Origin of the sequence: Clostridium sp. (assembly GCF_050717545.1) — a bacterium.
GTDB lineage: Bacteria > Bacillota > Clostridia > Clostridiales > Clostridiaceae > Clostridium_AD.
Genome location: NZ_JBOITN010000008.1, coordinates 12,724 through 27,043, shown reverse-complemented (window position 1 = coordinate 27,043; position 14,320 = coordinate 12,724). Strand labels below are relative to the sequence as shown.

The 14,320-nt window shown below is 30.6% G+C and carries 12 protein-coding genes and 1 pseudogene; 3 read left to right on the top strand and 10 right to left on the bottom strand.

Annotation, left to right across the window (positions count from 1 at the left end):
• Nucleotides 1-415 precede the first annotated feature (415 nt).
• On the bottom strand, nucleotides 416-2,086 hold the full coding sequence (gene ilvD, locus ACREVX_RS01485; RefSeq protein WP_431542304.1) for a dihydroxy-acid dehydratase: 1,671 nt from the start codon (nucleotides 2,084-2,086) through the stop codon (nucleotides 416-418).
• 88 nt (nucleotides 2,087-2,174) lie between these two features.
• Nucleotides 2,175-2,861 (bottom strand): FadR/GntR family transcriptional regulator, encoded by a 687-nt coding sequence (locus ACREVX_RS01480; protein WP_431542303.1) that lies wholly within the window; start codon nucleotides 2,859-2,861, stop codon nucleotides 2,175-2,177.
• A gap of 212 nt (nucleotides 2,862-3,073) precedes the next feature.
• On the opposite strand from ACREVX_RS01480, the gene ACREVX_RS01475 reads away from it, so the two are divergent.
• Together ACREVX_RS01475 and ACREVX_RS01470 are read left to right on the top strand one after the other, a co-directional pair.
• Nucleotides 3,074-3,460, top strand: coding sequence for a thioesterase family protein (locus ACREVX_RS01475; protein ID WP_431542302.1), 387 nt, complete (start codon nucleotides 3,074-3,076; stop codon nucleotides 3,458-3,460).
• A 171-nt stretch (nucleotides 3,461-3,631) separates the two neighbouring features.
• Nucleotides 3,632-4,672 (top strand): ATP-grasp domain-containing protein, encoded by a 1,041-nt coding sequence (locus ACREVX_RS01470; protein ID WP_431542300.1) that lies wholly within the window; start codon nucleotides 3,632-3,634, stop codon nucleotides 4,670-4,672.
• Nucleotides 4,673-4,734: 62 nt separating this feature from the next.
• On the opposite strand, the gene ACREVX_RS01465 is transcribed toward ACREVX_RS01470, so the two are convergent.
• Nucleotides 4,735-5,769 carry an N-acetylmuramoyl-L-alanine amidase family protein gene (locus ACREVX_RS01465; protein ID WP_431542299.1) on the bottom strand — a complete coding sequence of 345 codons (1,035 nt, stop codon included), beginning with the start codon at nucleotides 5,767-5,769 and terminating at the stop codon, nucleotides 4,735-4,737.
• A gap of 579 nt (nucleotides 5,770-6,348) precedes the next feature.
• Here ACREVX_RS01465 and ACREVX_RS01460 point away from each other — a divergent pair.
• Entirely contained in the window at nucleotides 6,349-7,035 is a 687-nt protein-coding gene (locus ACREVX_RS01460; protein WP_431542298.1) for a zinc ribbon domain-containing protein, read from the top strand.
• A gap of 147 nt (nucleotides 7,036-7,182) precedes the next feature.
• Here ACREVX_RS01460 and ACREVX_RS01455 read toward each other — a convergent pair whose 3' ends face one another.
• The 7 genes and pseudogenes from ACREVX_RS01455 to ACREVX_RS01425 all read right to left on the bottom strand — a co-directional run bounded on the left by ACREVX_RS01455 (nucleotide 7,183) and on the right by ACREVX_RS01425 (nucleotide 14,241).
• Nucleotides 7,183-7,818, bottom strand: a complete 636-nt coding sequence (locus tag ACREVX_RS01455) for a BCCT family transporter (protein WP_431542297.1) — start codon at nucleotides 7,816-7,818, stop codon at nucleotides 7,183-7,185.
• 553 nt (nucleotides 7,819-8,371) lie between these two features.
• Nucleotides 8,372-9,100, bottom strand: a complete 729-nt coding sequence (locus ACREVX_RS01450; protein WP_431542296.1) for a DUF2971 domain-containing protein — start codon at nucleotides 9,098-9,100, stop codon at nucleotides 8,372-8,374.
• 209 nt (nucleotides 9,101-9,309) lie between these two features.
• Nucleotides 9,310-10,410, bottom strand: a complete 1,101-nt coding sequence (locus ACREVX_RS01445) for a GTPase (RefSeq protein ID WP_431542295.1) — start codon at nucleotides 10,408-10,410, stop codon at nucleotides 9,310-9,312.
• Nucleotides 10,400-10,543 carry a hypothetical protein gene (locus ACREVX_RS01440; RefSeq protein WP_431542293.1) on the bottom strand — a complete coding sequence of 48 codons (144 nt, stop codon included), beginning with the start codon at nucleotides 10,541-10,543 and terminating at the stop codon, nucleotides 10,400-10,402. Before ACREVX_RS01440 ends, ACREVX_RS01445 begins: the two co-directional genes overlap by 11 nt.
• Before the next feature lie 206 nt (nucleotides 10,544-10,749).
• Nucleotides 10,750-10,974: pseudogene (locus tag ACREVX_RS01435) on the bottom strand (tyrosine-type recombinase/integrase); the annotation flags it as partial.
• Nucleotides 10,975-11,038: 64 nt separating this feature from the next.
• Complete coding sequence (locus tag ACREVX_RS01430; protein ID WP_431542292.1) at nucleotides 11,039-13,108, bottom strand: GmrSD restriction endonuclease domain-containing protein; 2,070 nt, start codon at nucleotides 13,106-13,108, stop codon at nucleotides 11,039-11,041.
• 245 nt (nucleotides 13,109-13,353) lie between these two features.
• Nucleotides 13,354-14,241: a hypothetical protein gene (locus tag ACREVX_RS01425; protein ID WP_431542291.1), complete on the bottom strand. Its 888-nt coding sequence runs from the start codon at nucleotides 14,239-14,241 to the stop codon at nucleotides 13,354-13,356.
• Nucleotides 14,242-14,320: the final 79 nt, after the last annotated feature.

Below are 14,320 nucleotides of genomic sequence, written 5' to 3'. Positions count from 1 at the left end.
ATATGCAAAACCATAAAAAAACAATAACATCTGTACACTGTAGAGACATGAAGCAACTAATGGGGATAAAAACAATTTAGCTGGAAAACCTTTTATATGTGTTGCTGCTCTTGGAGGAACTGGTAATGGATGTATTTCTACCCTTGCTTCATTCTAAAGATTTGTAGATCATGTTAAAGGTATAAAATATGATTTTATTGGAGTAACCCAAAGAAATAGAGAATATACGCTAAATACCATAAAAACTGCTGTAAAAAGTATGGCAGCAAGCTTAAATAATTCAAATTAATAATAGCTGAACCATTGAAAACAATATAATATTGTTTTCAATGGTTCAGCTATTTTTTTTATAACCAATATCATAACTTCACAACAAAGTAATATAAAAGCTATTATATTTATTTAAAATATTAAATTAGTATTTAGGAATTTCTAGAATAGCACCTTTATTTCCTGATGAAACTAATGCAGCATACCTAGCAAGATAACCTGTTGTAATTTTAGGTTGTCTTGGTTTCCAATTTGCTTTTCTTATTTTAAGTTCTTCGTCGCTTACTTCAAAATCAATAGTATTCGCATTGATATTTATTGATATAATATCTCCCTCTTCAATTAATGCAATATTTCCACCAACAGCCGCTTCAGGTGAAACGTGCCCAATTGCAGCACCACGAGTTGCACCGCTAAACCGTCCATCTGTTATAAGAGCTACACTATTACCGAGTCCTCGTCCCATAATTGCAGATGTTGGATTTAGCATTTCTCTCATTCCAGGCCCACCCTTAGGACCTTCATAACGAATAACAATAACGTCTCCTGGAATAATTTGGTCTGAATTTATAGCACTTAGCGCATCTTCTTCACAATCAAACACTCTTGCTGGACCTTGATGTTTTAACATTTCATCTGACACAGCTGAGCGTTTTACAACGCATGAATCTGGTGCAAGATTACCTTTAAGAACAGCAATTCCACCAGTAACACTATAAGGATTTGTAACAGTTCTAATTACCTCTGTATCCTTAATTTCGCAGCCTTTAATGTTTTCTGCAACAGTTTTACCTGTGCATGTAATCAAATTTGTGTTTAACAAATTCAATTTGTTTATCTCATTCATAACTGCATAAACTCCGCCTGCCTCATTCAAATCCTCAACATAAGTGTGTCCTGCAGGCGCAAGATGACAAAGATTAGGAGTCTTATCACTAATTGCATTTGCCATATCAACATTTAATTCAATACCTACCTCATGTGCGATTGCTGGCAGATGAAGCATACTGTTTGTACTACATCCAAGTGCCATATCCATAGTTAGAGCATTTTTAAATGCACCTTCTGTCATAATATCTCTGGGTCTTATATCCTTTTCAAGTAATTCCATGATTTTCATGCCAGCATGTTTTGCAAGTCTTATCCTCTGCGAATAAACCGCCGGAATAGTTCCATTACCGCCAAGTCCCATTCCAAGAACTTCGGTTAAACAATTCATGCTATTAGCCGTATACATACCAGAGCAAGAACCACAGGTAGGGCAACACTTATTCTCAAACTCTTCTAATTTTTCCTCTGTAACCTTACCTACATTAAAAGAACCAACTGCTTCAGCTATGCTTGAAAAACTTGTTTTGCATCCATCGATTTTTCCAGCAAGCATTGGTCCACCACTTACAAAAATAGTCGGTATATTAACTCTTGCTGCTGCCATTAGTAGACCTGGTACATTTTTATCACAATTAGGCACCATTACTAATGCATCAAAAGCATGTGCCATTGCCATTGCTTCTGTAGAATCTGCTATTAAATCCCTTGTTGCAAGTGAATACTTCATTCCTTGATGTCCCATTGCAATTCCATCACAAACGGCAATTGCAGGAAAAACAATCGGAGTACCTCCTGCCATTGCTACACCAATTTTTACAGCTTCTACAATTTTATCTAAATTTATATGACCAGGTACGATATCATTCTTTGAATTTACAATACCTACAAGGGGTCTTTCCATTTCTTCTTTTGTTAAACCCAACGCGTTAAGGAGTGCACGTTGAGGTGCTCTGCTTGTACCTTTTTTTACTACATCACTTCTCATAACATTACCACCTTTTTATATTATAATAATTAGTTGTATGTTTCATTTTACGTTGTATGATGTCTGTTGTCAATAGTATAATATTCTTTTATTCATTCTGTATTCCAAGGCCCCGCATAGCACGCAAAATGTGAAGTTTCATTGCGGTTTTAGCCCCTTGGGCATCACGCGCCTGTAAAAATTCCATGATCATATGATGATCATTTAGAGTATTCGCAATTATAGATTCATTTTCGTATGATAAAATTACTCCCTTATCAATAGCCTTATAAAGTATAGGCATTAACTTATTCATAAACTCATTATGAGTTGCTTTTGCTATAGATTTATGAAAGGCTTGCTCAGCCTCAGTACGGTCAACTTTACTCAAAATTTTTTCTTCCTCTAATTTACCGTAATGTATTATTCTTGCAAGTTCTTTATCTGTTGCACGTTTTGCTGCATAGTATGCAGTTTGAGGTTCAAATATTAATCTCATTTCATACAAATCTTTTACATTCATCTTAATTGTAGAAAACTCATCTAACCCAAAATCACCATTAAGCTTTTCATGATTTGCTACAAATGTTCCCCTGCCTCTCTTTATAACAAGTATATTATGAGTAGTCAAAATACGAATTCCTTCCCTAAGTGTTGTTCTACTTACTTGCAACTGCTTAGATAATTCATTTTCATTTGGTAATTTATCTCCAACAGCAAATTTTTTATCTATATTAATCATTGCAAGAATATCATCAGCAACACTTTGTGATAAACTTTTTTCTTTACCTTTCATCTTCTTAGCTCCTTTAAAACTGTTCTTCTATTCTATAATACATCATATAATATATTGTGGTTTTTTTCAAGGTAGATGTCTGATGTCTAATTAAAATTATTAAATTATTTAATTATTAAATTATGAATTTACTTATCCCATTTTAAAAACGGTGTTAGTATAGTATAATAAACATTAGTAAATTAAAATATTAACAGAATGGAGTGATAAACATGGAATTAAATTTTGATGAAGACTTGAAATTTTCTATGGAGATAACTGTAGAAAACAAGGATACCGCAAACTCATATGGATCTGGAGATCTAGATGTTTTTGCTACCCCTGCCATGACAGCACTTATGGAGAATGCAGCAAGAACCTGTGTCTTAAAAGGACTTCCTGAAGGTTTCACAACGGTTGGTATGGAAATTAGTGTTAAGCACCTAAAGGCAACTCCTATTGGTGTTGTAGTTAGAGCAGAGGCGTTACTTGAAAAGATAGAAGGCAAAAAATTATTTTTCAAAATAGAGGCCTATGATGATTTAGGTAAAATAGGCGAAGGATTTCATTCAAGATACATAGTGAACGCAAAAGACTTCATGAAAAAAACAGTACGTTAAATCATCTCCTGCAGAGCTGCAACAGCTTTTATAAATTTATTTTATCTGCAAATAATAATTAACGAAAAAGTAGCCTATTCTAATAGAACTACTTTTTCATTTATTTTATACAATAAGTATTAATTTTGTAATAAGATTAAATATATATTTAATCTAAGGGGGAATTTATAAGTGAACGTTACTAGAATATGGTTTAATAGGTGGTTTAGTAGTGCCTACAATATTATAGATTTGATAAAGAACAACGAAGATGGGAGAAAGTTTGAAATTTTTGTATCACATTCAAACGAACACTCTATCACTCTTCAAAATGCGGATTATGCATTCATTGAGCCTAACCTTTCAGATAATGATTACATAGAATATTGTTTAGACTTTTGCACAAAACATGCTATTAATATATTTGTACCTTACCATCAATTGATGTTAATCTCTAACAATATAGATCGATTTGAAAAAATAAACATTAAAGTTCTTGCATCTAACAATATAGATTTACTTAATTTAATTGATGATAAAGTACTTTTTTATAATGATATAAAGTCTAAAAACATATTAAAAATACCAGAGTACTCTGTTGTTAATACAAAAGAATCATTTATAGTTGCATATAATAAATTAAAGTTAATTGGAAGGGTTTGTTTTAAACCGACTGATGGAGTTGGAGGTGCTGGTTTTAGAATCATTAAGGAATCAAAAACCACCATTGAAGATATCTTAAATGGGTTTCCATCATATAGTATTTATCTTGATGATATATTAGATCTACTCCCTGAAGAATGTAGTTTCCAAAATATTATGCTAATGGAATACTTAGATGAGTATGAATACAGTATAGATTGCCTTGCTGACAAAAATGGCAATCTAGTTAGAGCTATCCCTAGGAAAAAAATTGATAAATATAATAGATATTTAGAAAACAATGAAGATTTAATTAGAATCGCTCATAAAGTAAGTGAATCTTATAAAATTCCCTTTATATATAACATACAAGTTATATATAAAAATGAAGAACCTAATTTACTAGAAATTAATACAAGAATGGCCGGCGGTGTTCATTACACTTGCATGTCTGGAGTGAATTTACCATACGAAGCAATAAAAGTCTTAATGGATGAGTCTATTTCTACAAGTGATGTAAATTTAGATATAATGGTTGGTAATATTGAAACAAGTATAATTTGTGATTCTATAAATAATGTAAATGTATAGTTTCAAGCATAAGAAGATGCACCTATATAACAGTGCATCCTCCTACTTTATATTATTAGTCTTTATTTAACCTCAGCTAAATATTTTATTATTCCATTAGATATATTCAAACCAAAATTAACTAAAGTTGTCTCATTAGATAGCTTGTCGCTATCAGATGTATTTGAAAGAAATCCACACTCCACAAGTACACTAGGCATTTTACTATTTCTTAAAACTGATAAATCCTCTCCATGTGTACCCATGTCTTTCCATGAATCATCATTTAATATTTCCTTTTGAACAGACTTAGCAAGTTTAACCCTATCCGTTTGTATGCTACTAGATTCACCATAGTAATAAGTTGATACACCATTATATACATTAGCTGTATTTGAATTAATATGCACAGAGACAAATACGTCCGCCTTTGCATCATTTGCTAAATAGGCCCTTTTAACTAAATCTGTTTTTATAATCTTATCTAACATAATATCTGTCTCTCTTGTAAGGGTAACTTTATATCCGTTATATCTCAAATTATCTACCATATATTTAGAAATTTTTAAGGTTAGATCCTTTTCGCATAACTTTCCATAAAATGCACCAACATCAACCCCTCCATGCCCGGGATCTATTACAACGTTATATTTAAATGAACTTTCTTTCTTTTTTATAAAAATCATTATCCTAGTGTCATTTCCATAATCTAAATGTGCATAGTTTTCATCTCCAGTTAACTTGTTGAAAGTTAGTGTAAATAAGTCTTTATTGTCTTCAATATTAATTTCACTTGAATTAAATTTATCTAATTTTGTTATATCTATATTTAATAATTTAGACTTATCTAAATTAATTTGAAATTTATCCATGTCTTCTTTAGGATTAAAATTAGTTATACTTTCAGTACAATTAATAGTATACTTTTTATAAAATTCATTTTCTTTAAATGAAATACTTGCATTTTCAATATTGCCTATGACTAATTTATTAGAAACTTCAGCTTTTATAAAGAAGGAACTCAGCATAAGTATTAAACCTAAAAATACAGAAATAGTAACTATTCTCCTTATTAGGAATTTAGTCTTTAGTTTCCTATTTTTGTTAATTTTAGTCATTAGTTCACCCCTTTCCAAATTTAAATTGTGATTAAATTGCAATAACCTGTATTTTATAGTAATTCACGTCTAAGTTATGCTTTTGATATTATTATATCACCTATTTGGAAATAATTGTATTATTATTAACAATTTATAATCTTTTTTAATATTAAATACTTTGTTCACTTTCTTTTACTTTTTTTATTTCATCAACTATTCTCGCTGGAACAGGAATATACCCTTCCCAATTTTCTGATAATCATCTCCTGCGGAGCTGAAATATCATTAAATAAACTTTCTTAACCTTTCCTTTGTTTTTAAATCAGCAAATGCTGCATCAACACTATTATAATATACTTGCTTATACTTAAGGAAAAGTCTATCACAAGGCATTCAAACTGTTGCTTTTTTACAGTTATATCGTATAATTAACATTGTAATAGTAATTTTGGATAATATGTATTAAAATACCATTTTAAAAGGTTTAAGCTATAACCAAAAAATAATCTATTTTTTAAAAAATACTATTGCGTTTCTGAATATATTTGTTACATTTTTCTTTCATTTTAACTTTATATTATTAAGGAGGTCGTAAAAATGTTTTGTAAAAACTGTGGTAAAGAAATGAAACCAGAACAAGCATCCTGCTCAAATTGTGGTGTCAAACGTGAACAAGAAGATGCTTTCTGTAATAACTGTGGCAACAAGGTGGATCCAAATGCAAGTACATGCTTAAAATGTGGCTCTGCTATTAAAAAGAAGAATATATCTTTTGATTTAAACTTAGGGGGTAAAATTAACAAAGCTTACATCTTAAAAAATATTAATCTAATTTTATCTGCAGTATCTGTTATACTATTATTCCTACCTATTTTTCAATTAAATGCTTATGAGCTTGGATATAACAACGCCTTAAAGATAACAGGATATGAGTCACTTTTGGGAATGACGTTTACAGATGGAACAAGAATGAGTGGTAGTATCTTCGCACTACTATTATTTGTATTTCCAGTTTTATTAATAGTTTCTAAATATGCCAAAAATCTCGAAAAATTTAGAAGGCCAATAATGCTTATTTCGCCTATTGGAAGTATTATATCTTTGTTCATTGTAAACTCCGGCATCGACAGTAAAATTTCTACTACTATTTCTACTGCCTCTGGATTCTGGTTATACTTAATAGTAAGTGCTTCTTTATTAGTTGTGGGTTATTTTGAATTTAAGAATATACCACTAAACAAAGAATCACTGTCCAATATTATAAACCAAAACACTAAAGGATAAAAAGTTACTATAAAGAAGCTTTATCCTATTAATAATATAGGTTAAGCTTCTTTTATTTTTTGTTTTTGAGGAATATATAGCTCAATATTCTTTTATTTGAAATTGTTAATACTTATTTATCCGCTCTATTATTATCAATTTTACATCTCAATTATCTATTGTTTTTGTTAGTTTCTCAAACCATTTCGCATCTCTAATTCTCTTTTGTTTTCCATGTGCTACATTAAGACTCTTCATGAGAGATATGGCGGTTATTATAAGTATTATGGAAAATGGAAGCCCTGTACTTATAACTGCAGTTTGAAGGGCTGCTAATGCCTTTTCTCCTCCTATAAGAAGAAGTACGGCTGCTAGTAGTCCCTCCATACAAGCCCAAAATATTCTTTGAGGGATTGGTGAATCTAATTTCCCACCTGATATTATATTGTCTACAACTATGGATCCCGAATCTGAAGAAGTAATAAAAAATGATATTACGAGTATTGTCCCAATTATTGATAAAATACCCCTAAATATACCACCCAAAAACGGAAAATTAAGTTGATTGATCATTTCAAATAACGCTACTGGAAGATTGTTTTGAACTACATCAAATAATGCGCCTCCCGATGCTGAATTAAGGTACATAGCCGCACCACCAAAAACTGATAACCATATAAAAGATAGTAACGAAGGTATTAAAAGAACTGCAAGAATAAATTCTCTTATAGTCCTACCTTTAGAAATTCTAGCTATGAATATTCGCTTTTTTTCAAGTTCTACACTAGTTACTTCCTTTTTCATAAAAACATCCTCTCTAAAGTAATGTTCTATTTTAAAATACTGTATACAATCTAAGCAAAAATTATCATCACAGTAAATAGACACATCATGAATTATAACAACATTATTATACTAATACAAATTTATGATTTAATAATAAATCAATTTTCATACCGATAACATCACATACTCTTAACGCCCTGCGCCCTCCCTTGTTTAAATCCAAATTATAATTAACGCAATAAAGAACTCACTTTCCAGTGAGTTCTTTTAATTTGGCGGAGAAAGGGGGATTTGAACCCCCGGAACGCTTTAACACGTTCGCCTGTTTTCGAGTTGTGCTGAAGACTTTATTTATAACTTTCTCTACTTAACGTTACTTGCCTCTAGTGATGTTTAGTTTGGGGTGCAAACACTGTTACCTTCTTCTAATTATTATTGGTGTGACTTAGTGACGACTATTTTGTCGTCGTATCGGCGCCACTTTACCATTTATTATTTCTTTTAACATAAATAATATAGGATTGGAAACAGTTCATCGTATTTACTCTAAATGCAGTTTTTATTTCAACTATTATGAGTAGAGTAATTGATATGTACCTGTCATCATCAGCGAATCATAGTACTTTATCTTAGGGTTATGAGCATTTGCTTTCTTCAATTTTTCTTTATCTTCATATGAAGTATTCATACCAAAATAAATCGCTTTTATCAGCTTTGAGTCGTATTTAATTACGCCTTCAGCTCTACCTCTAATTCTATATTCATTCTCATAACTCCACGAATTATGTTTTGTCATGAGACTGTTATAAATAATTGAATCGAATTTGGAAAAATCACCTTTTCCTTTTATAATGACATCATCAAATTTTTCTGAATATTTTACTTTTATAGCCTTCTGCATAATTGAATGGGTTGCATCGAATTCAATTAATATGCCTTTATGATTATCGGTATAATGTCCCCACATTGGCAAAGAATTACGGTTTGTTGTTAAACAATAAATACCCATATGCTTCTTAATAGCTCTTTTAACCGAAGTTTCAAAGATCCTAGAAAATAAGTTCATCTTCTTTTCTATATCATCAATTTTCTCAATTTGCAAAACCATTTCCGTTGGTAAATCACACATCTCCCTAATATGAGTGTAGAAATCATCAATTAATTTCCGGTCAACCACCATATTAATTGAACCTTCATAAGGGTCATTCATTTTATTGACCACGTTAAGATACAGTTGATTATTTTTAAAATTCTCAAACAAATAATCATCAATTCTTCGATAAGAATATAATGATTCCATATAATCACCCCACCTTAAATTCTGACCTTGAAAAATTCTTGCTACAAACCTTTCAAATGAGCTAATTATTTATTCACATCATACACTGTTATAGTAAATGGCAAGAAAATTTCTTCCCTATTTTTATTATGATAGAGCCCTGTTGAATTCAATATTAACTCCACTGACTATGCCTCCATTATCAAAACAGCAGTCACTTGTGATGCGTACTACAATGTTGTACTAGCGACCTCACTTTTAGATTTTCTAGAGAAACTTTCATAGCTTTCCTTATACTTATCCTTAAATATTTGTCCCATTTCGCCCAAATCCATTTGCATTCCACTTTTGTAATATGCATTACAAGCCCATCCAAACGCAAAAGTTACAGATGATGCAACTGCACCTGCCAATGCCATTACTGCACCTTCTCCTAGTGGTCCACCTAGCCAACCAAGCCCCTTTAAACTTTGAATACCTAATTTAAACAGTTGTTTACCAAATGACCCAGTTATTGTACTCCCAACTAATGACATGACATCATTTTTTGTAGCTTTACAATTATAAATATAAGCTATTCTAAGAGCAAGAGCAACTTGAAGGGTAGTTAAAGGTATTATATCAGCCCCTGGTATTGGTATTAACCCTATTCCAAAAGCCGAAACAGCCGCTCCATTTATCCAACCCTTCACATTTTCTTCTTTGTATCTTGATATTTTAAGAAAAAGTAGGTCTTTTCCTTCATACTGTAAGCTCTCGACTATTTTATTACTCAATTTATCAATATTGATATTCTTTCTTGCCGAAATAGGAATTACTTTTTGTCCTGTTTCGCTTTCTATTTGACTTATTACCGTATTATATGATTCGTAATCTGTAAGTCTTCCATTTTCATACCAAATGTCAATATAGTTTAGTACAATAATAATTGGTCTATTTAATTTTTTCAGTCTATGGTATGTGTCCACTATAGGTTTGGATGCCCCAACAGCTGCATTAAAAAATAACATAATAATGTCTGAGTCCTTATCTACAGATTCTACTGCCTTTCTACTAACCTCTTGATTTATATCATTCAATCCAGGTGTATCTTCAATAAATACATTATCTGAATATTTATAGAACTTTACATCTTTGGTTTCACCAGCAAATGCACTTACGTCTGAAAGTTTCCTTCCGGTTAAGGCATTAATTGTAGAGGACTTACCACTATTAACATCACCAATTAAACTAATAATTAATTTGCTTTTTGTAATTTCTTCATACTTTAAATTTTCATTATCAAATGATTCTTCAAACTGCTCTTTATAAAATTCTTCATTATTCTTCATTACTACTCACCCCATATTTTTTATTAGTATTAGTAGTTGCGTACTTAGTATATATTTCACCTGCAAGAATAAAAACTGCACTTATGCTCATAAATATAATAAACGCTTTTGTATTCTTTTTACCTTTTTTCATTTTTGCCCCCTAAATATATTCATTTAATAATTGTAGTATTCTACATATTATACCTAAATCCTTTACTTTTCACATTTTTTAACTTTTCTATTAAATCTGCTTAGTCTATAATGTTCATTGAATATTCCAACTTTTCATTTTCTCTCACATTCTATTCAGTACCCTATATTCACCATTAGCTCCTTTTATAAATTTGAAGATGAAGTTTACCTATTAAATATACCGTGTTCAATTTTATCAGCAACGTCCTTTTGCATAGTAGTAACATGAGAGTATAGGTCAAGTGTACTACTAACTGAAGAGTGTCCAAGCCTTTCTGACGCAACCTTAGCAGGAATGCCATAAGTTAGCATCAGTGTAGCATTGGAATGCCTCAGGTCATGTAACCTAATATGCTTTAGTCCTTTAGTTTTCAAAAACCAAGCAAATTTTTTACTGAAATTCTTACATGTATCTCAAGCTATCTCATCTTATATTTATCCATACTATTTTGTATTAATCAATTTGTTTGTTATAGGACTGGATTATAATATCCATTACATCATCTAATTGTAGTACATTTTCTAAACGAACTTCTATATCACCATTTCCCCATCTTCCTTTGTCTGTAACATCTATGCACAGACCTTTCGGGTCATTAATTTCATGGAATTTCATATTAATTGAAAGTCTTAGTCTAGATTTTTGTGGAACTATATCAACAAAATTAGTATCCGCTTTATAAGCAATGTATAATTTTTTTAATTCTCTTTTTACATAAGAAGAAATATTAAGAATTCTTATATTTAGTATATTAAATAATTCAAGCATATCCTCTGATAAATAATCGTAATCTTCCAATGTGTATTCAGATGTAGACTTATCTTCAGGGAGGAATTCTGTCAATTCATTTTCAGTAAGCTCTGGATATTTCCATATTTTTTTAGCTAAATTAGATAATTCTTTTGCTCTTGCAATGATTGTACTTTCATTCCAAGTTGTTTGTTTAACAACATAGCTATTTATTCTTAAAGCACTTTCTTTAAATCCACCTGTCATTTCTAACTTTTTAACAAACGAATAATCAGACATCTCAGGATTATATGCTGTTAATGTAAGATTACCAATTGAGTGTAAATAAGTCTTTTGTACCTCCTGCCAATTTACACCTAGCGACTGTTTCCATTCAGGTAATGGATTTTTATTCTGTGGCATAATGTGTTCAATCGTATAATTTTCTATATTAATTGGAGCTTTATTATTTACATTTTCAAGTTTACTAAAAATATAATTACGAATACGCATATTGTAGACATCTTTAATTATGAAGTCATTTTTAAATTCTTCATCATCTGGAAATAATTTATAAGAATCCAACATAATCATATATGCCTTTACTGAATTTAAATATTTATCTGGATTTATCTTATTTGCCATTAACATAAACGTTTTATTTAAAGAATTTGTTGGTATTCCTGCTATAGCCCTCCTAAATACATAACTTTCACAGCATTTAAGTATTTCAATGAATTCTTCTTTAGTTATTAGATTCGATTCATAATCTGCATAAACCTTTAGTAAAAATGGGAAAGCAACTTCCATTTGTAACTGACTAATGTCATTAAAAATAATATCTAGTTGTTTATCCCCACTCTTTGCATAATACATATTCGTATAGTATTTAGCATATGTATATAATTCTTTGCAAAATTCAACAACACCCCTTTTGTACTTATATCTATGATAGTGCTTAAATTCTTCATACACCTTTGAAAAATTAGGGATTTTCCCATTACTAAAAGACAAATAATCTCTAAAAAATTTATCCATAAGTGACGTCTGCTTCTCATAATCAAATAATTTCTCCATCAGCGACCAATAATTCTCATAGATATTATGCTGCATTCCTGGTTCTAATCCCATTAAAATATAGTTTCTAATTAAGTCAGATTGATATAAGTCCATTCCCGTACTATTCAAACTCTCAAAAATCAACTGTGCATCATCTACTGCTCTGTCCAAAGTGATATTTACTATCTGTAATTTCGCTACACCTTCTTGTATTTCTTGAGTACTTAATTTCTGCTCTGCAATTTTGCCTACAAAGAATTTGTAATTATCAATAATCCTCGATGCTTTAATTCCATCCAAAGGACTACGTTCAATTAGTTTGATAAGTACAGGCTTATCTGTCTGTGTTAATAACATCTTGTATTTTCCTTCACCAGTAGCATAATCATTCTGAAGACACATGCCATTAATTTCTTTTGGATTAATAGACTTGTCTTCTATATGTTCAAATCCAAAATCTCTTAGTGCTATTAATAACAAGGTAAGTGTAGTCATTCTTTGTTGACCGTCTATGATCATAAATTTTTGTATACCTGTTGGCATTGCCTGTTCAGCTATATTTACAATAGAACCGACAAAATGTCCTGTTCTACTCTTCTGTTGCATTTCAACAATATCATCCCATAATCTTTGGCATTGTTCTTGTTCCCAGCTATATTTACGTTGGTAAACTGGAATAATAAATTGCTTAGATCCGTTTAAAATTGAGTTTATATTTCCTTTTATAGCATCCATCGTTTTTCTCCTTTATTAGACTCTAATTTTGTTACATTAACTATATCACTTTCAAGCTTCCAGCAAATTTTTATCAGAATATGTTCTATTCTTGCTTATTGAAATCAAACTTCCATAACATTGCTTTTGTAATCACTTTTTCATCTTCAACATTTACACCTTGTCCAACTCCTGTATTTAACTTATTTACATTTGTCATTTTCTCTTCTAAACCCTTATAAAAAAGTATCTATACGAAATCAACATTAACGTAATTTAATACATTTACCATCGGAAGGAGCAGTATTCCTATAGACATGACCTTGCATATCTACATAATAAGCAGCAGATTCCGCCACTTCAAAAAAATATGCGGTCTTACCTCGAGCTTCTGATGGAATATAACTAGAGGACTCTATTTTTATAACACCTATGAAAACTAGTTCAGCATCATTATCAAGGTTAGTAACTGACATAACTAAATCATAGGCTTTAGGTTGCGTAATACTAGTAGTATTGTTATTACTACTAGTTGAAGTAGTAGCCTTTTTTTTAGCTTCTGCTTCAGCCGCCGCTGCTGCTACTTTAGCTTTTCCCTCATATTCTATTCTAGATAATTCAGAGCTTATTACTGACTTTAAATCTTCAATTTGTTGTGTTTGATTTTCACTTAATTTTTCTTTTCCTAATCCATCTATTAATTTTTTACCCTCATCATACTTTTTTACCTTTACTAGCTCTCTAACTTTATTTATATTATTGCTTGTTTCTGTATCTTTTTTTATTGATTCATTTATCTCAGCCTTTAAACTATCAACATCTTTATTAAATCCATTAAAGTTTGAATAATTTCTACTTATTTCTATTACTTCTTTGTTAGCCTCTTCTGTTTTCCCTTCATCAAAAAGCTTTTTAGCCTCTAGATATTTTTCTATCATATCCTTAGATTCTAGGACTTCTTTATCATTTGGTTTATCATCTAAAGCTAAATCAAACGCGGCTATTGACTTATTGTATTCCTTTTTTGTCATTAGCTCTATACCTTTTTTAACTATTTTATTAGCACTTAAATTTCTGTAGATAAAGAATGAACCTGTACCTAGAATAATTATTCCTATAACTCCTGCTATTATTAACTTATACTTCTTATTCATCAATCTGTCCCCCTTTTGGTGTTACTATTAATCTGTTTTTGTAAAATGACTTTTTACATACATCATTATATATTTATTC

What these genes read in the sequence shown, in the direction of transcription:
- ilvD (WP_431542304.1), bottom strand. Translation starts at nt 2,086, where the DNA reads ATGAGAAGTGATGTAGTAAAAAAAGGTACAAGCAGAGCACCTCAACGT.
- ACREVX_RS01480 (WP_431542303.1), bottom strand. Translation starts at nt 2,861, where the DNA reads ATGAAAGGTAAAGAAAAAAGTTTATCACAAAGTGTTGCTGATGATATT.
- ACREVX_RS01475 (WP_431542302.1), top strand. Translation starts at nt 3,074, where the DNA reads ATGGAATTAAATTTTGATGAAGACTTGAAATTTTCTATGGAGATAACT.
- ACREVX_RS01465 (WP_431542299.1), bottom strand. Translation starts at nt 5,769, where the DNA reads ATGACTAAAATTAACAAAAATAGGAAACTAAAGACTAAATTCCTAATA.
- ACREVX_RS01460 (WP_431542298.1), top strand. Translation starts at nt 6,349, where the DNA reads ATGTTTTGTAAAAACTGTGGTAAAGAAATGAAACCAGAACAAGCATCC.
- ACREVX_RS01455 (WP_431542297.1), bottom strand. Translation starts at nt 7,818, where the DNA reads ATGAAAAAGGAAGTAACTAGTGTAGAACTTGAAAAAAAGCGAATATTC.
- ACREVX_RS01450 (WP_431542296.1), bottom strand. Translation starts at nt 9,100, where the DNA reads ATGGAATCATTATATTCTTATCGAAGAATTGATGATTATTTGTTTGAG.
- ACREVX_RS01445 (WP_431542295.1), bottom strand. Translation starts at nt 10,410, where the DNA reads ATGAAGAATAATGAAGAATTTTATAAAGAGCAGTTTGAAGAATCATTT.
- ACREVX_RS01440 (WP_431542293.1), bottom strand. Translation starts at nt 10,543, where the DNA reads ATGAAAAAAGGTAAAAAGAATACAAAAGCGTTTATTATATTTATGAGC.
- ACREVX_RS01430 (WP_431542292.1), bottom strand. Translation starts at nt 13,108, where the DNA reads ATGGATGCTATAAAAGGAAATATAAACTCAATTTTAAACGGATCTAAG.
- ACREVX_RS01425 (WP_431542291.1), bottom strand. Translation starts at nt 14,241, where the DNA reads ATGAATAAGAAGTATAAGTTAATAATAGCAGGAGTTATAGGAATAATT.